The organism is Paenibacillus sp. GD4 (assembly GCF_030846225.1).
Lineage (GTDB): Bacteria > Bacillota > Bacilli > Paenibacillales > NBRC-103111 > Paenibacillus_G > Paenibacillus_G silviterrae.
Genome location: NZ_JAVCYK010000001.1, coordinates 4,115,304 through 4,135,615 on the forward strand (window position 1 = coordinate 4,115,304; position 20,312 = coordinate 4,135,615).

Sequence of the window (20,312 nt, forward strand, 5' to 3'; positions counted from 1 at the left end):
CGGAAGGCCAATCAGCCGCTATGAGTAAATTTGAACAGATCCGTGGCTTGCGCTTTTCGCTATAAGAGCTTGTGCGGCTGCTTTTAGACGATATGTAAACTGGTACGATTATTAGCAGGTTACGGAACACTGTATACTGGTAAAAAAATAGCATCTAGTGGATTGAAAATAGAAAACACCCCGTAATCAAGGGCGTTTCTAATGTCCTTATTGCTTCCTCTTGTTTAGTGTCTGGTTAACAACTATTACTGAAACGGAAATCAAAACGGTCAAAAATAGGTTATTTACTGAGTATTGATGATAAATAATTACCTGAAGTGACGAAATAGCCAACGCTATTACCGCCACTAATAACAATATCCTCATATACACTGTAGGTTTGTTCTTAAACACAATTTTTAAACCAATAACAAGAGATAGTGTAGGTATAAGTATGAATAGTAAAATAATTATCAGCGACTGTGGCGTAATAACCACATCCTCATGTTTTAGATTTTAGTAATTAGGAGTTACCTCATAATAAACGAAAGGAAGCCAGTGTAAATTTAAAGTTACCCCGTTACCTTGGTTATGATAAGACATGGAATTTGCAATCATTAAAGCCCCTGCTGCTTCGATTGCAGCAACAATTGCCCCTACTTGTGCAGCGGGTACAAATGCTGCAATAGATGCTATCAATGCTCCTACAGCTGCAGTTTGTAGTAATGCATAAATCATTTGTTTAGTCTCAGCATCACTATACGTGATAGCAACCCCCCACCAGTACGAATTACTATATGAATTAGTACTGACTTCTGGTTGTTGTGTTTTTGAATCAATACGTGACTGATTGATTTTCTCTACACCTAATTCAAAATGCGCATAAATGTCTTTATCAACTATTTCCTTTGCCTTAGGATCAATCTGATATGTATTGTCAGGTCCTACAGTTATATACGGAGCCATACTCTCGACAGAGGATAAGACTCGTTTGGAAAATTCATCGTTTCCAATAATAATTGTATGCCCTGTTGAATCAATATCAGTATTTAGTGATTTTGCAGATACAGATGATGAGTAAGCTGAAAACAACAGAACACAACAAAGCATAAAAGATAGTAACTTTCTAAAAATGATAACCGCTCTCTCGAAATATATAATTTGCTAAACATGGGAAATAATACCGTTTAATATTTCTGCTGTCTATAATTATAAATATATATTAATATACTGAAAAAATAGATTTGTTCCACAGATGTAATTTTGAGTCCGACTTCGTAGGATATGTAAACAATCCTATGATTTGTAATCAAACTGCAAACTGTTTTTCATCTGGCATTAATGAACTGGGCCTATAATAATAGTGACCCCCTTTTTGATATATAAAATTAAGACCCACAGCCCGTTGCTGTGGGTCTCTTTTTTGGGTTATGCATGTGCAGGGGGAGGCTTTGCACCGGTACCGGCTGTGCCGTCCTTCTTATGCAGCGTGAACAACTTGCGCAGCATCGGCAACAGGTAGTAGTCAAGTCCGTAGCGTCCGGCGTTGGCTCCAGCCGCAATCACGATGAAGCCGATCAGTACTAACCAAAACCGACGGAGTCGGTGAGGCACCGCAAACGCCAGCCAAGCTATGGGAGCAGAGCCATGCAAACAGAGACGTTAAGCGACTTGAAGCACGTGCGGGCAATTTGCCATCATTCGTCAGCGGGAATCCTTAAAGGACGAAGACAGTAACACGGACGGGTATACCTCGGTGACTATTCCCGCGCACACGTGGGTAATCTTCCCGTCGGAGCCACATCCGTGGGAGCAGTTCGGTAAGACGATAGAAACGCTTTACTAACGCTTTTATACCGAATGGCTCCCGACGGCTGGGTATGAGCAGGTGGATGGGATAGAGTTTGAAATGTACGGCACTAAGGATGGACTCAACTACATCGAATTCTGGTTCGCGGTTCGTAAAGTGTAGTTGGTGTATAGTTAAATGAAAAACATAAGGCTGCCCTGCGAAAATATCAGATGCGGCAGCCTTCGCACAACTATCTGGGAACGTTAATTCAAAGCCTTCCAGGAGCAGATTGCCATAAGCTGCTCCTTTGCTCATTGAAGTAGCGGGCGTAATATTCTGCTAATGCTGGTCCTCTCAGTTAACTATGGAGTGCTACTATAATTATGCAGTCGAAAAACACCCTCGTATGAAATAAAATGAAGATGACGAGGGGACGAGAGACAATGAAACGGTACGACAAAGTATTCAAAGATGAAGCAGTAAGATTGAGCGACGAGATTGGACCAAAGAAAGCTGCTGAGCAGTTAGGCGTAGCCTACCACACCTTGCAGGATTGGAGAAAGCGAAGAACTCTGCACGGCGACGGAGCGCATGTCGGAAGCGGACGTGCTTACCCATCTACCGAGAAGACTGCCCGTGAAATCGAATTGGAAAGAGAAATAGGCGAGTTGCGCCGCGCAAATGACATTCTCAAGGACGCACTCGGTTTTTTCGCATTAGACCGGAAGCGGTAAAGGCGTGCCAGCTCTATGCTTACATCCGTGAACGACGTGGCCGTTGGACCGTCAAGGAGATGTGCGAAGTACTGGCTGTCAGCGAATCGGGCTATTATCGTAGCTTGAAGCCAAGACCCAAACAGGAGCGGCAAGAACGCCTTCTGGTCAACATTAAAGAAATCATCGGGGAACATGAAGACAACAATAATTACGGTGTCCAGCGTATTTTGCTGGCGCTGTCACAAATAGATATTAAGACCAGCTACAGTACCGTCCGTCGGATTATGAAGATGCACGGCCTGCTGAAGAAAGTGAAGCGTCATCCAAATGGCATTACACGCGAGGATGCTGCAGCTCAAAAGAGCGAGAACCTGATCAAGAGAGATTTCGGTGCCTCAGCCCCCAACCAAAAGTGGCTATCAGATATCACGGAGATTCCTTGTTCAGACGGCAAGTTGTATCTATCCGCCGTACTGGATTGTTTCAACGGAGAGATTGTAGGCATCGCCATGGACGACAACATGCGTAAGGAATTATGTATCCAAGCTTTCGAGAACGCCTGCAGGGCAAGAAGTGCTCGCGGAATGATTTATCATAGCGATCGCGGTAGTCAATTCACAAGCCGCGCTTTCCGAGAGAGCCTGGCTAAACGTGACGCCGTGCAAAGTATGAGCGGCACGGGGCGTTGTTATGATAACGCACGAATGGAAAGCTTCTTTGCTACGCTCAAGAAAGAAAAGCTGTACAAGATCAAGACCGAGTACTATCCGATGGCCTACATTAAATCGATCATCTTCAGATACATCATGGTCTACTACAATAGACGGCGGATCTACACCTCTAATCCGGGGGGCTGGCCGCCATCCATTTATCGCGAAAGAATGCTGTCGCAAGCAGCCTAGTAATGGGATGCCTGTATGAGTGTGTTTTCAAACTGCACTTTTATTGACAACTCCACTATCACTATTTGTTATTGTCCCTAATACCAAATTTATGAAATAATTTATGTATAATTGATGAAAAAGAGGCGATTTTATGGGCTCACGGTTGATGCATTTAATAATTGGTGAGATGGTTGCTTCCAGCCTTAAAAATATCATAAAAGACAAGAGAGATTTTTTAAAAGGTTCAATAGCACCTGATGCCGCTTTCTCGTTTGAAAGGAAAGTCATTACTCATTATTTCGAAGGAGATGTAGACAAGAGAACCAGGCAGGTAAACTATCAAAGATACATTGATACATATTTATCAGATATAAAAGATGACTACTCATAAGGATATTTAACTCATTTAATTTCTGATAACATGTGGATGGAGTATATCTACTATCCATATGAATTAAGGCAGCAACAAGATTTAGACCCAAACTTTATAAAAAGATGGTATTCAGATTTTAGAAAAATGAATACACAGCTGCTTTGTCAATATAATATGGGATATCTAAAAAACTGGTTGGAAATCGGTCCTCTCCCGAGAGAAATAGATGGTGTAACTCAAGACGACATGCAAAAATTTATTGATGAGATGTATGGAGATTTTGAAATTATAGAAGAAAATAAGGATTGTGAACTTGAAGTATACAAAATTGATGACATTATCGAGTACATAAACTTATCGAAAAATAAGTCTATTGCTGTCATTGAAGAAATAACATCTGAATTAATGGGAGAATGTTGAATGGAAAATCCCAAACACATCGTTTCAGTTTCTGCTTTAGTAATGAACGAGAAAAATGAGGTTTTATTACTTAGGACTCACTGGCGTTCGGATACGTGGGAAATGCCAGGGGGGAATGTTGAGGTAGGGGAACCATTGGACGAGGCAATCTGTCGGGAGTTTCTGGAAGATACTAGAATTGTAATTCGTCCTATTGGCATAACAGGCGTGTATTATAATGCAACGAAGCATGTATTAGCGGTTGTTTTTAAAGCAGATTACGTTAGTGGAGATATAAAAATTCAACCAGAAGAAATTAAAGAAGCTAGGTATATTGAATTGAATGAATCAAATATAGACAAATACATAACTCGCCCGCAGCAAAAATCTCGTACACTCGATGCAATGAAAGCAAAGTGTTTTGTTCCGTATGAAACGTGGGAAGTAAATCCAGCATATAACTTATTGTCAAGATTATACAACGAATAATAAGCTTGGTTTTGTTAAGCTATAGGGGAACGTTAGCGGAATAACCAGGGAACAGACCGCTGCGGCAGCTGCTCCCTGGTGTCGTTGAAGCAACGGGCAGTTTAACGCAACAAGTCAATGTGTAAAGTCGTCAGTAAAAGTAAATGGCTAATCAAAGGTAGGTAAGGAGGAATCACCATTAATACTAGATTACGCTCCACACTCATAGGTCTAATTTACGGGGCAGTGACTACGTTCTTTTTGAGTTTTATCATTGCGTTGCTAGCAAATTTCGGAGCTGGTGGGATCTCTTTTGGTGGATCGATGTGGTTCTTTTTGATATCAATTATCCCTGTCGCAATTATTTCTGCTATTTCAGGTTATTTTGAAGCTTTTAGAAGCGTTCGTTTATCGGTATATTGGCTTTTATGTGCCTTTTTAGGATTCATAATTGTATTATACGCGGGGTCTATTGGTACAACGACGATGCTTATCTCGAAATACGGCTTTGATTACGTAATGAACAGCTCGAATCCCGCAAATAGTATCATGCATGATTATTTCGGACTTGCACCTCAATATGCCTTAATTTTGCTGCCGGTTTCTACCCCTTTTCTGGCACTTTGGTTCAAAATAATGAACGCATTCTTGCTGTATGCTGAAAAAAGTCGGGGAGCTCTAAAACCTTAAGCTAAGGAAGATGAACCTTACCGGTGAACTAACGGGATACGTTAGTGGAATAACCAGGGAGCAGAACCGGCGCGGCAGCTGCTCCTTAATTCATTAAAGTAACTGGCAGTAGAGTAAATTTAATGAAACAATGCCTGGAGGTAAGACTCATGGCAATGCCAACTCATATTGTTGCAGTAAGCGGTATTGTGGAAAGCGAACAAGGACAAGTCCTTCTGGTTAAGACTAAGCATGGCGGATGGGTATGTCCAGGGGGACAAGTAGAAGCAGGTGAAAACCTGATGGATGCTTTAATTAGAGAGATAAAAGAGGAAAGCGGAATAGACGTGATGGTCTCTCATTTATTTGGGGTTTTTTCTAATACAGGAACACATAAGTGGCATGACGGTGTAACTGATGTTCCAACGAAAGTAATGTTAGACTTTGTCTGTAAGCCCCTCGGTGGAGAATTGTGCACTTCTGAAGAGACTTCTGATTGCCGTTGGATTGAAAAGGATAAAGTCCTGGATATGGTTACAGCTCCAGCCGTTCGTGCAAGGTATCAAGCATACTTAGATTTCAATGGAAGAACATCGTACATGGAATACGTTACCAAACCCAATTTCGAAGTGAAACTGAAGCGAACTATATAGTCATTAAACTATCGAGGAACGATAGCGCAATAGCGAGGGAACGGATCGCCGCGCGGCAGCTGCCATGAACTGCAAAATCTATTTAATAGGAATTAACAGGATGGTACTGTTCTATTCGATTATGAAACTGTGATATATTGGGGAGAAGCATAGATCAAGTTCGATTATAGAGAAGCATTGCGCTAACGGAGAATGTTAGCTTCATAAGCAGCACAAGGCGAGGTTGCCAGAAGGATCGGCAACCTCGTTAAGCAACTACTTGGTGCGAGGTGTGATATGCAATATTTCATTGGTATTGTTCCTTCCGACGGATATAAACAACAAATCGAGACATTTCGTAATCGTTGGATTAGTAACCGTTTAAAAGATGTTGTGGAGCCCCACATTACTGTAAAGGCGCAGGGCGGCCTTACGGAAGATATGCGTTGGCTGAATAATGTTAGGGAAACTTGCCAAACATTCAAAAGCTTTAACTTATCAATTTCAGGGCCTGCAGCGTTTGGTAATGCCGTAGTATTCCTTGGTGTTGAATCTGAAAAAATATACAATCTGCATAAGCGATTAGTGGATGCCGTTTCTCCATCACCAGAACTGATTAATCGTTACTTTGAATTGGATCGCTTTCATCCACATTTGACCTTGGGGCAAACCTATTGGGGTATGAGCGAAACTGAAGTTGAAGATATGAAGCTCTCAGCGATTAACGACTTAGCTCCCTTTCCGTCTTTTCACGTCAATTACGTACGGGTATATAAAGAAATTGAACCAAACAAGTACATACCATTTGAAGATATCCAATTGGGTAGCTAACATTTTTAAGTGATTCAGCTAATGATGAACGATGGTTTAATCCTACACATTAGGAGGCTGCCGCCAGAATGACTGGCAGCTTTAACACGGAATCGAGTTCGGAAGGTCCATTACGTTTGAGAATAATCGGGAAGGCTTTAAATCGTTTGTGAGTTGATCCAAAAGATTTCGACGGAGCAAGGGTTCAAGGAAGCCATAGTTGGCATGGAACCTACCGGCCATTACTGGCTGAACCTGGCGTATTACTCGGGAGAACAACAAGTTTTATGCGGCGTAGTTAATCCACTGCATGTGAAGAAAAGCAAAGAATTAGACGACAATTCGCCGACCAAGAGTTCCTCATGGTATTTATGGATTGGGAATGCAAGTCTATGGTGCTACAAGATGTTGACAAAGAGCTTGTCATAATCCATTAGCTGTATGGTTTGTTGATCTACACCGGCTTGCCACAAAAGAAGGAGCTAAGCGTGTACAGCTCGCATAGCTCCTTCGGGACAGCCTGTTCTGTTTGCGTTAGTTTTTCTTAGACTCCTCAATACGTTTATTGATTTCCTCATCCGCTTCCCGCAGCGCAGTATTGATATCCTTTCCGTCTATAACGATGTCAAGAAATTTGTTATTCACAACAGTATCGCCATCTCCAATCAGGCTGGATATTTTGGCATTGCCGCTCAAAGCGGGCGGGGGGGCCGACGGATAGTAATAGTAAGCGCCTACATTTTTGCCTTTCAAAAGGGGAGAATCGGAGCCGAAAGCTTTCTTGATTTGCTCGTTAGTCGTCGGTGTGCGCACGCCCCGTTTGGATTCCATCATGAAAAATTCATCCGATACCAAGTAGGACAGCACCTCAAAGGCCGCATCCTTGTGTTTGCTAGTGGACATAATGCTGTACATCCAAGGGGAGGGCTGATCGGCGATTTTCGGCTTATCCGCAAAGGTCGGCATCGAAACGACATCCCAATTCATGCCTTCCGGGATCAGCTTCACATGATTTAAGTCATTATTCATGACCGCCATGGCTATATTTTGGTCCTTAGCGAATGCCTGCAGCTCGATGTTCGTCGCTCTCGTTTTCGTATCCCGGTTGTTCCCGGGGATTTGATAGATGCGCACGAGGTTCTGAAAGAGCTTCTTCCACTCCTCTGTATTGACGCTTGCCTTTTCCTTGCTTGGGTCTATGGGCTTAAGTCCGTATGGATTTTCCCTTAGCAGATAGCCGTGGAAGGTGGCAAGTCCCCTGTAATTGACCCCATCGGCACTTCTTGTAAGCTGCCGGGCCAGGTTGTACACCTCGTCCCAGGTCATCCCGTTCGTAGGGTAGCTGACGCCGAATTTATCAAAGATGTCTTTGTTATAGTACATCACCGAGGTGCTTGCTACAAAAGGAAAGCCATAAACACCTTTGCCACCTGTATATTGGTCGAGCGATTGAAGCGAAGCTTGGTCAAGCCGCTTCATGTCGAAGTTATATTTTTTAATCAAGTCCGACATATCATATTCCAGACCTAAGCTTTGTATTTTGTTCGGAAACCGGTTGTAAACGTACCAATAAATATCGGGCGTCGTCCCAGCCGTAACAAGATCGGCAATATCGTTGCCTTTGCCCCGCTCGATATATTTCAGAGTAAGCCAAGGGAATTTTTTTCTAAGCGGTTCTGCGATTTCTTTCTCGAAATCCTCAGGTGTTTTGCCAAGCTCAGAAGCGAACACCAATTCTGTGGGCTCACGCTGAGCACTTTCTTGCAATGGCTTTACGGTCTCCTCATTACCGCCGCCGGAGCATGCCGTCGATAGCATGGCCAATAGCAGAATAGGAGCAATCGTTCTCATTGATTTCACGGTAACCCTCCTCGTTATGACAATATATGCGTCCCGCGATCTTAGCTGCAACCGGTTACATCGCGTTCCACTTATCAGCATAGGGGGTAACAGCAGGATATCAAATGTAAAAATTTATGATGCTAGTGGATAAAATTACAATAGAGCCCAATAGAGACGTGACGGCAAGAAATAATATTTTACGACAAAATCATTCGTTGAAGTAATATTTCACCGCGATTATAATAGATATTATATTGCAAACGTTTACAAAATTAGCGATCGAAGAGGGAGGCTGGCCGGCATGAATTTCGTTCGTAAACCAAGCTCCTTCCGTAGGGCCCTCTTTTGGCGGTTCTTCACTACGTATTTCGTTGTAATCCTCATTCCGGTGATCGCTGCAAGCCTACTTGCTCATGTTCTGGTGGTGCGTACGATCGAGAAGGATGCGGAGAAGCTGAACGACGTTATATTGACTCATTTTTCCAAGCAGACGGACACCGCGTTCACCTCCCTGAAGACGAATATGATTAACATGCTCAGTACCTCGAATCTGCGAAGCTTACTGCTCGTCGCCGATGATTCGCCTGAGAATACGCAGCGGGCCGAGCTGATCTTCTCCATTCGGGAGCAGCTGCTTAAGCTCAGCTCCGATCCGTTGGTATCGAACGCTTTTTTATATTTCGCCAATCACAATTTGATCATTGACTCGGAGACGTATACGGATAAAAGCTATTATTTTGACTTTCGTTATCCTTTGAGCGGAGGGGAAAAGACGGCTTTTCTGACCCATTTGACGAATAAAAAAATGATGGACTTTACCGATCCGGATGCGGAACGCATTTCCGCTCTTATGAGCTATCCGTTTAATTCGGATAGACCGGAGGTCTATTTGGTCGTGAATTTTCGCCAGGATCAGCTGATGGAGCACATTCGGATCCCCGAGCAGTGGGTGACAGGAACGGCCATAGTAGCCGCGGAAGGCAGGGTTGTAAGCCGCATCGGCCTCACGGATGAGGATATGAAAGCAGTAGCGGAACAGGTCCGTGTAAGTTCGAAGGGCACGCAATTTCTCATTGCTGACGACCAAGCGATATCGTTGCTTCAATCCTCGTTCGATGATTCTTGGGTTTATGCTACGATCGCCGATGTAGGGACGTTGATGAAGCCGGCCCATATGGTCAGAGCTGCGAGCTGGGCTTTTCTTTGCTTCTTTCTGGTGGTTGGCAGTATTGCCTCTTACTATTTAAGCCGGCGGCAATACCGGCCGATCAGGGAGATCAAGGAGCGTCTTGAAGCGCATCGTGTGTCAAATGAACCGCTTCGGAGCGAAGGCAACGAATTTGATGTCATCAAGCGGTTCTCTCAGGTCATTATCACGGAGAATCAAGAGCTCTCCCAGCAGGTGAACGGCATGTATCCGGTCGTGCAGGAGCATTTCATCACCAAAATATTGCTCGGCGAGTACAGGGATTCGCTGTCGATCGAATATTACGCTAAGGAAATCGATTTTGCTTATGACAAGAACACAGCACGTACGGTGCTCTGCATCGCGTTTCATTATGACATCAAGGAGTATGACCGCTTATCCGAAACAAGCAAGTCGTTCATGATGATCGAGCTGAGAGAACGCATCCTCAAATCGGTTCCATCGCCGGTCTGGCTCTGTCAGACGAAGCCGGGCATCTTGGCCTGTGTACTGCAGCAAGGAACTCCGCACGAGCTAGAGCCGGAGCCGGCTGCCGAACGAATCAAGGGTCTGCTTGAGCAGTACAGCCAATATTATAAAGCGACGATTGGCGTCGGGTCGACGGTGCATGCCGTTCATGAGCTGCACGTATCCTACGAGCAGGCCATGACCTCCCTTCAATATCGCGGCTTGGATGCCGATGTGGAAATTTGCAAAAGCACAGGGCCGGGACTGCGCGGCCGTCCTGTAGGGGACAGCTTCTTGTCCGTGCAAGAGGTCACTCGGATCATGAATCAGTATAAGACGAAAGAATATGAGAAGCTGCTGCAGGCCGTGCTCGAAATGCTTGACGAGGGCCGGCGGCGGAACGCTGCGGCCATTCAGGTGAAGGCGCAGTGCGCCGATGTGCTCAATACCTGGATTCGGGCGGTAGAATCGGAGCAAAGCGAGGTGAACATCCCGTTTTATTCCGGATTGTTCGAGCAGTTGAATCGCTGCATGACCTGGGAGGAGCTCAGAAGCTGCTTCACGGAGATTCATGGCCGGCTGTTTCGCTTCGAGGAGACCGGACGGAGGACGAAACAGCTTGCAGACATTCTGGCTTATATTCACGAGCATTATCATGAGGAGCTGTCCATCGAGCATTTTGCCGGGCTGATGAACATGTCGAGCGGGCACTTCAGCCGTACCTTCAAGGAGGAGGTGGGGGAGAAGTACGTGGAATATATCGCGAAGTACCGGCTTATGAAGGCGAAGCAGTATTTGCTCGAAACCGATCTGAAAATCGATGACATCGCCGAGAAGGTGGGTTATTGGGGACGCAATTCGTTTATCCGTACGTTTCGCAAATATGAAGGCATAACCCCTGCCAAATATCGGGCCATCCACCAGCCGTAAGATGGAGACTTCTTTTTTTCGGAAGTCTCCATTTTTTCATCCGAACTCGTACATCGAAAAAGGAGACCGCAGCAAATTTGCGTGCTTTACGCTTGCCGCGTCCGGTCTGTATAGTAAAGCCATCCACCGCCCCGGATTGACCAAAGGAGGGAGACCATGCGGCAGCGATATCCTCTGTGGTACATGGTAAAAAAGCATAAAGCCCTGTATCTTTTAATGCTTCCCGGTATTTTATACTACCTGATCTTTAAGTACATGCCGATGTACGGCGTCATTATCGCGTTTCAGGACTACTCCATCGGCAGAGGCATCATGGACAGTAAGTTTGTCGGGCTGAAGCACTTTATCGAATTTTTTTACGTAACCCCAGACGCCTGGAAGCTAATCCGAAATACCGTCATGCTTAACGTGTATGATTTGCTGTTTCACTTTCCGGCACCGATTGTGCTGGCCATCCTGTTTCACGAGATCAAGAATAAGGCGTTTCAGCGATTCGCGCAAAGCATCAGTTACATGCCGCACTTCCTATCCACGGTCGTCATTGCGGGAATCATGGTTACGTTCCTTTCCCCGCAAACCGGAATCATCAACCACTTTCTGGTGAAGCTGTTCGGCATCGAGCCGATCCTGTTCCTTGGCATGCCGGAGTGGTTCAGGACGATCTATGTCGGCTCCGAAATATGGCAAAAGCTCGGCTGGGGGACCATTCTATACCTTGCGGCCATTGCAGGCATCGACCCGACGCTGTATGAAGCGGCTAAAATGGACGGCGCCAACCGGTTCCAGCAAATCAGGCACATTACCTTTGTGGGTATGGTTCCCGTCATGATCATATTGTTCGTGCTGACGCTCGGCAATTTCATGGAGACCGGCTTTCAAAAAATATTGCTGCTGTACAATTCGATGAATTATGAAACTTCCGATGTCATTAATACCTTCGTCTACCGGCGGGGCATTCTGGATGCGGACTTCAGCTTCGCGACCGCTGTGGGCCTGTTCCAATCGGCTATCGGGTTCATCCTTGTCGTTGCCGCGAACCGGATCGTCAAAAAATACTCGGAAACGAGTTTATGGTAAGGAGGGCGGTTGTCATGAAAATCAGGGTAAGCCTCGCATCCAGGATATTCGACAGCTTGAACTATGCTTTGATGCTGCTCCTTATCGTCATTATGGTCTATCCTATGATCTATGTCTTCTCGGCTTCGATCAGTGACAATGCCATGGTGGCCAGCGGAGAAGTACTGCTCCTGCCCAAGGCGATCACATGGATAGCCTATGAACAGCTCATCTACAACCCGGATCTGTGGCAGAGCTACTGGAATACGATTCGCTACACCTTCGTACACGTTGCGCTGACGCTGATTGCAACCTCCGCTATGGCGTATCCGCTTGCTAAAAAGTGGCTGCCCGGCCGCAGGCTGATTCTGATGATGGCCGCCTTCACGCTGCTGTTTAACGGAGGAATGATTCCGACGTTTATTGTCGTCCAGCAGCTGGGATTGCTGAACTCGATTTGGGCGATTGTTCTGCCTACGCTCATTAGCACTTGGTATCTGTTCATTATGCGGACCTTCTTCGAAGCGCTGCCGGAGGAATTGGAGGATGCCGCTACCATCGACGGGTGCGGGTCGATTCAGGTGCTCGTACGGATTGTGCTGCCCCTATCCATGCCGGTCATGGCGACGATCGGGCTATTTACGGCGGTAAACCAATGGAACGCGTTCTTCGATGCACTGATTTATTTGAACGACCGAAGCATGTATCCTCTGCAAATCATGCTTCGCAACATTCTTATTACAGGCAGCCAAGTGCAAGGAGAGGGGGATCTCTCGCACCTTGGCACCATGAAGTATGCCATGATCATCATCGCAACGCTTCCGATTCTGTGTGTGTATCCGTTTATCCAGAAATATTTTGTGCAGGGTACCATGATCGGCGGTATCAAAGGATAGCGGTAGTGATATAGATTCCAGCTCTTACGTAGGAGTCTATCTCTATAAATGATAATCCGTAAATACCCAGGGAGGTATGAGTCAATGAGAAAAAGCTATGCAGCAACGGCACTCACCACGATCATGCTAGGGGGCTTGGTCGCAGCAGGCTGTTCAAGCGACACGGGCCCTGCGCCTTCGGCCGGAGAGGGGAAAGGGACAGACAAGGCGCCGAAGCCGATTACCTTCTCCTGGCTGGTGTATGACCGGCCGGAGGGAAAGGTACGGACGGACTGGGAGATTTTCAAGGAGATAGAAGCCAAGACGGGAGTCAAGGTCGAATTTCAGGTTGTCAGCCAAGAGGGACTGAAGGAAAAGAAGCAAATCATGATTGCGACCAATACCGTCACGGACTTCATTCAAGTAGATACGCTTGAAGGGAGGGAGCATGGTCCGAACAAGGTGTTCCTGAATTTAAAGGATTACCTGGATAAGGCTCCGAACCTGAAAGCCTTCTATGAGAAATACCCGGAGGCTAAAGCGGTTGCAACGGGTGCTGACGGCGGGATCTATACCGTACCGGTTATCGAAGGCGATGCCGCGGGGAAGGGCTTTAACTTTATCTGGTATGCCCGTAAGGATCTGATGGACCAGTACGGTCTCAAGGCTCCGACAACGTTGGAAGAATTTTATCAGTTCCTGAAGACCTTGAAGGAAAAGCAGCCTGACACGTATCCGCTTATCTCCAACGCCATTGTAGGCGATACGGGACTGTACACGACCTTCGGCAGAGCATTTACAGGCATTCACGGCTTCTATAATATCGATCCGATGACGGATAAGTACGCTTTTGCGCCTTATCATAAGGGCTATAAGGACGCGCTTCTTTTCCTGAATAAGCTGTATACGGAAAAGCTTCTCGACCCGGAATATTCGCTGCTCACGCAGGCGCAATGGGAAGAGCGTATACTGAAAGGGAAATCACTCGTCACCTATTTCTGGAAGGCGGATCTCGAGACGCTGGTCGATAAGGCACGCAAAGCAGGCACGCCGAATTACGAGCTTGACGCCATTCCGCAATTTGCCGCGAACGGCATCAAAAATTACCAATTCTCGCGTTCTGTGGTTGGGGCGGCAGGACGTGCCATTTCCGCCAAGGTGAAGGATAAGGACCGGGCCGTACAGTTCCTCGATTACTTGGTGAGCGAAGAAGGCTCCAATTATTTATCTCTGGGCATCGAGGGAAAAACGTATACGATGGAGAACGGCAAGCCGGTTTACATGAAGTCTTTCGGAGCTTCTCCTTTCGTTCCGCTGCGCAAGGATTGGGGTGTATGGTATGACATGATCGGACTCGATAACGCCAAAGCCCGGGAAGTATGGGAGCGGGGCTTAAGCGAGAAGAGCAAGGATATCAATGCCCGGTACGCATCGTTTATCGTTCCCGCGCCTAAGCAAATCGTGAAGAGCCAAGAGGAGCTCGAGCTCGAGAAGTCGAAGCTCAGCAACCTGAATAAGTATCTCGAACAGAAGCTGACGGAATTCGTAACGGGCAAAACGCCGATCAACGACACGACCTACCAGCAATTTATCGATCAAGCGAAGAAGCTCGGCTCCGACGAGCTGCTGAACATGTACAATTCGGCTTACACGCGCACCTATGGCAAAAAGTGATCGTGCCGCGGATAAGCGGAGGCTTAGGCAAGGAAGCCGGTTAGACTTCGCAACAAATGTCAGGAGGGACCGTCCATGGCTCTGAAGGAAAGCTTCAAAATCATCGATGCCGATGTTCACAATGAACAAAGCGACGCCGCGCTGGTGCCGTACTTGCCTGAACCGTGGCGCTCCCGCGTAGCCAGCACAGGCATCGGCTATGCCGGCTCCGGTTATTATTCGCCGGTTGGCGTCATGAAGAAGGATGCCATTCCGCCGAGCGGCGCGAAGGCGGGCTCGGAGCCCGATCTGCTGATTCAGCAGCTCGTGGAGGGCTACGATCTCGAATACGCCATCCTGACAGGGGTAGTGTATAACATCTCATCGACCCATGATCCGGATTACGCGGCTGCAATTTGCTCGGCGTACAACGACTTTCTGATTGCCGAATGGCTTGGCAAGCACCGGGCGTTTAAAGGCGCGATGGCCGTAGCAACGCAGGATCCGCTCCTGGCGGCCAAGGAAATCGACCGCGTCGGTGGTCATCCGGATATTGTGGAGGTCATTATCGCGGGAGCGGCCAGAGGGCCGCTCGGAGGCCGCTTCTACCATCCAATTTACGAAGCGGCGGAGCGAAACGGACTGCCGCTGGCGATTCATCCGGGTGCGGAAGGCGGGGGAAGCTCCAACGTCCCCACGGCCGCAGGGTACCCCACAAGGTATATCGAGTGGCATACGTGCCTTTCGCAAACCTTCATGGCGCACCTGGTCAGTATGGTGTGTGAGGGAGTGTTTGAGAAATTCCCGAACCTGAAGGTCGTGTTCGTGGAAGGCGGCATTGCCTGGCTGCCGCACTTGATGTGGCGGCTGGATAAGAACTACAAGGCACTCCGTTCCACCGTGCCTTGGCTGAAGAAGCTGCCGAGCCAGTATATCAGGGAGCACTGCTATTTGACGACGCAGCCGATCGAGGAGCCGGACAATCCGCAGCATTTGATCGATTTGTTCAATATGATCGATGCGGAGAACATGATTCTGTATTCAAGCGATTACCCGCACTGGGATTTCGATGCGCCGAACATGATACTGCGCCGGCTGAATCCGGAGGCGAAGCGGAAAATATTTTATGAAAACGCGAAGCAGCTGTATAAGCTGTAATACTCAGTGACCGGAGGTGCTTCTATGGCGGTACACTATGTGGTGGATGCGGCCGATGTTCCGGAGGGCGGGCATGCCGAGGTGAAGGTCGGAGGACGGAGCATCGGCATCTATCGAATCGGCGGACAGTTTTATGCGCTGAACAATTACTGCCCCCACCAAGGCGCACCCATGTGCGCTGGGCTTGTGTCCGGTACGACGCTGCCGTCAGAGGTGTATCAATACGAGTACGGCAGGGTTGGGGAAATCATCCGCTGCCCTTGGCATGGCTGGGAGTTTGATATTAAGACGGGCAAATCGCTATTCAGCGAGAAAATATGGGTGAAAACGTATGCAGTGGAAGTGAGCGGCGGCAAAGTGGGCATCGTTATGGAGGGATAAGGAGGTTGCATATGCTTCGTTGCAGGGGGAGCGAAAGGGCGGATGACGCCTTTTCGCTTTTTTTTATTACAAGATAACCTGCCTCTGAATCGCGGCCGCTACCTACACCTCCCGCAGGCGGTAACGTGCCAGCAAGGGATGCAAAGCTGCTAATAGGTTTTTCGTGCCAGCGAACCGCTATTGAAGGCTCAAAAAACGGGCGTTTGTCGATCGCGAACTATGTTACCTAACGTACAACGTGTCTACATATGCGCTGAATCATTTGAACATGAACTCCGTTTGACCAAAAAAGCCGCGTAACTTTTTTGAAAATGTACACCTCGAAATAGGTTACCTGCGGCACATAGATCGCGTTACAGGGCGTCTGGCGCTTATGACGGCCCGGTAATGTTCCTTGTAACGTTATGAAATCACTTTACTGTACCAAATTATATGTCCATCTGCCAATGTAAGATGAAAAAATCGCGTTACAGGGTGTCTGGCGCTTACAACAGCCCGGTTACGCTCCTTGTAACGTTATAAATTCACCTTACTATAGCAAATATGTACTCATCTGCGACTGTAAGATGAAAAAATCGCGTTACAGGGCGTCTGGCGCTTATCACAAACCGGTACCGCTCCCTTTATACCTTAAATTGCAGAAATCCTAGGTCCCAAGCGTAGCTCCGAAAGAGATTTGTGAGAATATACATATTTCGGAGCGTACAATGGCTGAAAATGGGGCAAATGGTCTCGAAATGTTGTATATACGCAGAAATCATCCCGCTATTAATAGAAATGATGGGATAAAGTTGCACTTTTTCATAAATATTACTTTCGAAGATTTATAGCCCCGGCCGATCATTGGGGGCCTTCCTAGTAACAGATAAGAGAAGCGTCATATATAGGACGCCCCTGGTGACTTTCCGACTTGTCGAATAATCGCGTGGATCTAGGTATTTTGTCATTTCCCGGGGAATAAACGGTAAGCTATTCATAGGTCACCGACGGGCTGCTATTGGCTTTATCGAAAGGGGCATGCTCCAGAGATGACAAATTGTGCTGCTCTATTAGCTCGATAAAAGTACATGCACAAGTTGTCAGCGGGACGTTGCGCATGGTCAAGATCCCCACATGGGAGGGTGGCAGCTTCACATCCAATTCGATTTCGAAGAGAGATCCTTCCTCTAGCTCCTTAGAAACAAACTCTCGGGTCACATAAGAGATGCCGAGTCCATTACGGGCGAATTCGATGAGCAGATCTACGCTGCCTACCTCGATCTCAGGCTTGATGGTAAAGCCGTAGCTTTGGAATAGTTCGGTGATGCCCATTCGGGCCCGGCTGTTTCGAGAAAATAATATAATAGGGTGTTGAAGCAGCTGATCCAGCGACAAAATTTGTCCTTGCAGCTCGGCATAACGGATTCCGGCGACAAAACACTCCTGCAGCTGGATATTCTCCCTCACTTCCAGCTGAGAATCTACGATAGGCGTACGAACGACGCCCATATCAATCGCGCCTTCCTTTAAGAAGGAGATGATTTCCGGTGTCGTACCATGCTTCAAGTGAAGCTTGATGCCGGGATGAATCTGATGAAACTCCTTCAGGTACGGCAGCAGGTAATGCTTGAACAGCGAATCGCTTCCGCCGATGCGCAGCTCGCCGCTGTCCAAATTTTTGAGAGCGAGCATTTTCTGTTCAGCCAGCGTGAGCAGCATTTGCGACTGTTCAATGTAGGAGAATAAGACGGCGCCTTCCGGCGTTAAGGTAACGCCCTTGGAATTCCGGTGGAACAAGGTGAGGCCGAACCGGTCCTCCAGCTGTTTAATGGAATGGCTGACGCTGGGCTGCGTGAGGAATAAAATTTTGGCCGCCTGCGTGAGGCTGTTTGTTTTTGCTGCCCAATAGAACACTTTGTAGAGCTCGTAGTTAATGGTCATAGATCAGATTTATGGCTCCTATGGAATATATTCATTACACGTATGGTCTCTATCCGTATTATATTGTAATCAGAAGTTAGAAACTAGAGTTTGGGGGAAAGAAAACAATGCCGATTACCAAAACGATAGAGCAGCTGGCTATCGATACGATCCGTACCCTTTCGATTGATGCGATTAACAGCGCCAATTCGGGTCATCCGGGACTGCCGATGGGAGCTGCGCCGATGGCCTATGCTCTGTGGGCCAAGGAATTAAAGCACAATCCCGGACATTCCAAGTGGTTCAACCGTGACCGCTTCGTGCTGTCTGCCGGACACGGCTCTGCCTTGCTGTACAGCCTTCTTCATTTGTTCGGCTACCAGCTGACGCTCGATGATGTCAAACAATTTCGCAAATTAAACAGCAAAACGCCCGGACATCCCGAGTTCGGACACACGGACGGCGTAGATGCCACGACAGGACCGCTCGGTCAAGGTATCGCTATGGCTGTCGGCATGGCGATGGCGGAAGCGCACCTGGCATCGAGATTTAATCAGGACGGCTACCCGGTTATCGATCATTACACGTATTCGCTGGTTGGAGACGGCTGTCTCATGGAGGGAATTTCCTACGAGGCGATGTCGATGGCAGGGCACATGAAGCTGGGCAAGCTGATTGTGTTATATGATTCCAACGATATATCGTTGGACGGAGATCTTCATCTCTCGTTCGGCGAGCATATGCAGAAGCGGGTGGAATCGGCGAACTGGCAATATTTGCGGGTCGAGGACGGCAACGATCTCTCGAAGATCAGTGAAGCGATTGCGGCAGCCAAGCTAAATACGTCCCAGCCGACGCTCATCGAAATTCGTACGATCATCGGCTACGGAAGCAAGGCGGCGGGAACGAACAAGGTTCACGGCAATCCGCTGGGAAAAGAAGAAGCGAAAGCAACCAAAGAAGTATACGGTTGGTCCTACGAGGAAGAGTTCACCGTTCCGGATGAAGTGAAGGCTCACTTTGAACAGCTCAAGCAGAAGGGGCAAACTCAAGAGGATGAGTGGAACCGGCTTCTGAAGTCGTACCAAGCTAAGCATCCCGAGCTGGGCAGAGAGCTGGAGCAGGTGATTGACGGAACGGTTACTATTGACGCGGGCGATATTCTGACGTTCGATTCTGCCAAGTCGATGTCGACTCGGGTCGCGAGCGGCGAAGCCATCAATCATTATGTGAAGACCGTTCCTTCCATTTTTGGCGGCAGTGCGGATTTATCTCATTCAACCATGACGGATATCCGCGGAGAGCAGAAGTTTGCCGTGGAGTCCTATTCAGGCCGGAACGTTTATTTCGGCGTACGCGAGCATGCGATGGGGGCAGCCGGCAACGGCATGGCACTGCACGGCGGCGTGAAGCCTTTCGTGAGCACGTTCTTCGTGTTCAGCGATTACTTGCGCCCGTCCATTCGTTTGGCCGCTCTGCAGAAGCTGCCTGTGACCTATGTGTTCACCCACGATTCAATCGCCGTTGGAGAAGATGGTCCTACGCATGAGCCGGTGGAGCATCTGGCTGCACTTCGCACCATCCCGGGGCTTACGGTCATCAGGCCGTCCGATGCCAACGAAACGGCAAGTGCATGGGCTTATGCGCTGCAGCAAAATGAGGGTCCGGTAGCTCTCATCCTAAGCAGACAAAACCTTCCTATCTTTGAAGAAACGAAAGCGAATGTGGATGGGGTTGCCAGAGGCGCTTATATCTTGTACGATACGAACAAGCAGCCGGATTTGATCCTTATCGCCACCGGCTCGGAGGTTTCTCTGGCCATGAACACGAAAACGGAGCTGGAGAAAGAGAATATCTCCGTTCGTGTGGTCGCTATGCCGAGCAGAGAGTTGTTCGACCGGCAGCCGGAAGACTACAAGCAGCAAATCCTCCCCGACTCCGTGACGAAACGACTGGCGATAGAAGCGGGGATATCCCTGGGCTGGGATCGCTTCGTCGGGAAGGACGGCAAGGTGCTGTCGATCGACACCTTCGGCGCGTCGGGATCAGGGCCGGCGGTCTTGGAATACTTCGGCTTCTCAGTAGCGAATACCGTACGACTGGCAAAGGAAATACTAAATTAATTGATTTCAATGGAGGGAA

The 20,312-nt window shown here is 47.7% G+C and carries 19 protein-coding genes; 16 read left to right on the forward strand and 3 right to left on the reverse strand.

The window, feature by feature from the left end:
• Positions 1-495 precede the first annotated feature (495 nt).
• On the reverse strand, positions 496-1,089 hold the full coding sequence (locus RAC89_RS19735; RefSeq protein ID WP_306615411.1) for a hypothetical protein: 594 nt from the start codon (positions 1,087-1,089) through the stop codon (positions 496-498).
• Positions 1,090-2,214: 1,125 nt separating this feature from the next.
• Here RAC89_RS19735 and RAC89_RS19745 point away from each other — a divergent pair.
• From RAC89_RS19745 to RAC89_RS19785, 9 genes are all read left to right on the forward strand, one after another.
• A complete protein-coding gene (locus RAC89_RS19745) occupies positions 2,215-2,505 on the forward strand; it encodes a transposase (RefSeq protein ID WP_218094447.1) in 291 nt (96 codons plus the stop codon).
• On the forward strand, positions 2,487-3,389 hold the full coding sequence (locus RAC89_RS19750) for an IS3 family transposase (protein ID WP_306616143.1): 903 nt from the start codon (positions 2,487-2,489) through the stop codon (positions 3,387-3,389). Before RAC89_RS19745 ends, RAC89_RS19750 begins: the two co-directional genes overlap by 19 nt.
• A 133-nt stretch (positions 3,390-3,522) precedes the next feature.
• Complete coding sequence (locus RAC89_RS19755; protein WP_306615412.1) at positions 3,523-3,762, forward strand: hypothetical protein; 240 nt, start codon at positions 3,523-3,525, stop codon at positions 3,760-3,762.
• A gap of 30 nt (positions 3,763-3,792) precedes the next feature.
• On the forward strand, positions 3,793-4,164 hold the full coding sequence (locus RAC89_RS19760; protein ID WP_306615413.1) for a PX domain-containing protein: 372 nt from the start codon (positions 3,793-3,795) through the stop codon (positions 4,162-4,164).
• Entirely contained in the window at positions 4,165-4,632 is a 468-nt protein-coding gene (locus RAC89_RS19765; RefSeq protein ID WP_306615414.1) for an NUDIX hydrolase, read from the forward strand.
• A gap of 240 nt (positions 4,633-4,872) precedes the next feature.
• Positions 4,873-5,301 (forward strand): hypothetical protein, encoded by a 429-nt coding sequence (locus tag RAC89_RS19770; protein WP_306615415.1) that lies wholly within the window; start codon positions 4,873-4,875, stop codon positions 5,299-5,301.
• A 149-nt stretch (positions 5,302-5,450) separates the two neighbouring features.
• On the forward strand, positions 5,451-5,933 hold the full coding sequence (locus RAC89_RS19775) for an NUDIX hydrolase (RefSeq protein ID WP_306615416.1): 483 nt from the start codon (positions 5,451-5,453) through the stop codon (positions 5,931-5,933).
• A gap of 276 nt (positions 5,934-6,209) precedes the next feature.
• Positions 6,210-6,743 (forward strand): 2'-5' RNA ligase family protein, encoded by a 534-nt coding sequence (locus tag RAC89_RS19780; protein ID WP_306615417.1) that lies wholly within the window; start codon positions 6,210-6,212, stop codon positions 6,741-6,743.
• 204 nt (positions 6,744-6,947) lie between these two features.
• Positions 6,948-7,151, forward strand: a complete 204-nt coding sequence (locus RAC89_RS19785; RefSeq protein ID WP_306616144.1) for a hypothetical protein — start codon at positions 6,948-6,950, stop codon at positions 7,149-7,151.
• A gap of 105 nt (positions 7,152-7,256) precedes the next feature.
• Here RAC89_RS19785 and RAC89_RS19790 read toward each other — a convergent pair whose 3' ends face one another.
• Complete coding sequence (locus tag RAC89_RS19790; protein ID WP_306616145.1) at positions 7,257-8,573, reverse strand: ABC transporter substrate-binding protein; 1,317 nt, start codon at positions 8,571-8,573, stop codon at positions 7,257-7,259.
• Positions 8,574-8,865: 292 nt separating this feature from the next.
• Here RAC89_RS19790 and RAC89_RS19795 point away from each other — a divergent pair, with 292 nt between their 5' ends.
• The 6 genes from RAC89_RS19795 (at position 8,866) to RAC89_RS19820 (ending at position 16,271) form a co-directional block, all read left to right on the forward strand.
• On the forward strand, positions 8,866-11,148 hold the full coding sequence (locus tag RAC89_RS19795) for a helix-turn-helix domain-containing protein (RefSeq protein WP_306615418.1): 2,283 nt from the start codon (positions 8,866-8,868) through the stop codon (positions 11,146-11,148).
• Between the two features lie 183 nt (positions 11,149-11,331).
• Positions 11,332-12,225, forward strand: coding sequence for an ABC transporter permease (locus tag RAC89_RS19800; RefSeq protein ID WP_306615419.1), 894 nt, complete (start codon positions 11,332-11,334; stop codon positions 12,223-12,225).
• Between the two features lie 14 nt (positions 12,226-12,239).
• On the forward strand, positions 12,240-13,100 hold the full coding sequence (locus RAC89_RS19805) for a carbohydrate ABC transporter permease (RefSeq protein WP_306615420.1): 861 nt from the start codon (positions 12,240-12,242) through the stop codon (positions 13,098-13,100).
• A gap of 84 nt (positions 13,101-13,184) precedes the next feature.
• The gene (locus RAC89_RS19810) at positions 13,185-14,753 is read left to right on the forward strand and encodes an extracellular solute-binding protein (RefSeq protein WP_306615421.1); all 1,569 of its coding nucleotides are present in this window, start codon (positions 13,185-13,187) and stop codon (positions 14,751-14,753) included.
• Positions 14,754-14,828: 75 nt separating this feature from the next.
• Complete coding sequence (locus RAC89_RS19815; RefSeq protein WP_306615422.1) at positions 14,829-15,890, forward strand: amidohydrolase family protein; 1,062 nt, start codon at positions 14,829-14,831, stop codon at positions 15,888-15,890.
• Between the two features lie 24 nt (positions 15,891-15,914).
• Complete coding sequence (locus RAC89_RS19820) at positions 15,915-16,271, forward strand: Rieske (2Fe-2S) protein (RefSeq protein ID WP_306615423.1); 357 nt, start codon at positions 15,915-15,917, stop codon at positions 16,269-16,271.
• Positions 16,272-17,240: 969 nt separating this feature from the next.
• Here the strand turns inward: RAC89_RS19820 and RAC89_RS19825 are convergent.
• Complete coding sequence (locus RAC89_RS19825; RefSeq protein WP_306615424.1) at positions 17,241-18,191, reverse strand: LysR family transcriptional regulator; 951 nt, start codon at positions 18,189-18,191, stop codon at positions 17,241-17,243.
• Positions 18,192-18,304: 113 nt separating this feature from the next.
• On the opposite strand from RAC89_RS19825, the gene tkt reads away from it, so the two are divergent.
• Positions 18,305-20,293: a transketolase gene (tkt, locus tag RAC89_RS19830; protein ID WP_306616146.1), complete on the forward strand. Its 1,989-nt coding sequence runs from the start codon at positions 18,305-18,307 to the stop codon at positions 20,291-20,293.
• Positions 20,294-20,312 lie beyond the last annotated feature (19 nt).

What these genes read in the sequence shown, in the direction of transcription:
- RAC89_RS19735 (WP_306615411.1), bottom strand. Translation starts at nt 1,089, where the DNA reads ATGCTTTGTTGTGTTCTGTTGTTTTCAGCTTACTCATCATCTGTATCT.
- RAC89_RS19745 (WP_218094447.1), top strand. Translation starts at nt 2,215, where the DNA reads ATGAAACGGTACGACAAAGTATTCAAAGATGAAGCAGTAAGATTGAGC.
- RAC89_RS19755 (WP_306615412.1), top strand. Translation starts at nt 3,523, where the DNA reads ATGGGCTCACGGTTGATGCATTTAATAATTGGTGAGATGGTTGCTTCC.
- RAC89_RS19760 (WP_306615413.1), top strand. Translation starts at nt 3,793, where the DNA reads ATGTGGATGGAGTATATCTACTATCCATATGAATTAAGGCAGCAACAA.
- RAC89_RS19765 (WP_306615414.1), top strand. Translation starts at nt 4,165, where the DNA reads ATGGAAAATCCCAAACACATCGTTTCAGTTTCTGCTTTAGTAATGAAC.
- RAC89_RS19775 (WP_306615416.1), top strand. Translation starts at nt 5,451, where the DNA reads ATGGCAATGCCAACTCATATTGTTGCAGTAAGCGGTATTGTGGAAAGC.
- RAC89_RS19780 (WP_306615417.1), top strand. Translation starts at nt 6,210, where the DNA reads ATGCAATATTTCATTGGTATTGTTCCTTCCGACGGATATAAACAACAA.
- RAC89_RS19785 (WP_306616144.1), top strand. Translation starts at nt 6,948, where the DNA reads ATGGAACCTACCGGCCATTACTGGCTGAACCTGGCGTATTACTCGGGA.
- RAC89_RS19790 (WP_306616145.1), bottom strand. Translation starts at nt 8,573, where the DNA reads ATGAGAACGATTGCTCCTATTCTGCTATTGGCCATGCTATCGACGGCA.
- RAC89_RS19795 (WP_306615418.1), top strand. Translation starts at nt 8,866, where the DNA reads ATGAATTTCGTTCGTAAACCAAGCTCCTTCCGTAGGGCCCTCTTTTGG.
- RAC89_RS19800 (WP_306615419.1), top strand. Translation starts at nt 11,332, where the DNA reads ATGGTAAAAAAGCATAAAGCCCTGTATCTTTTAATGCTTCCCGGTATT.
- RAC89_RS19805 (WP_306615420.1), top strand. Translation starts at nt 12,240, where the DNA reads ATGAAAATCAGGGTAAGCCTCGCATCCAGGATATTCGACAGCTTGAAC.
- RAC89_RS19810 (WP_306615421.1), top strand. Translation starts at nt 13,185, where the DNA reads ATGAGAAAAAGCTATGCAGCAACGGCACTCACCACGATCATGCTAGGG.
- RAC89_RS19815 (WP_306615422.1), top strand. Translation starts at nt 14,829, where the DNA reads ATGGCTCTGAAGGAAAGCTTCAAAATCATCGATGCCGATGTTCACAAT.
- RAC89_RS19820 (WP_306615423.1), top strand. Translation starts at nt 15,915, where the DNA reads ATGGCGGTACACTATGTGGTGGATGCGGCCGATGTTCCGGAGGGCGGG.
- RAC89_RS19825 (WP_306615424.1), bottom strand. Translation starts at nt 18,191, where the DNA reads ATGACCATTAACTACGAGCTCTACAAAGTGTTCTATTGGGCAGCAAAA.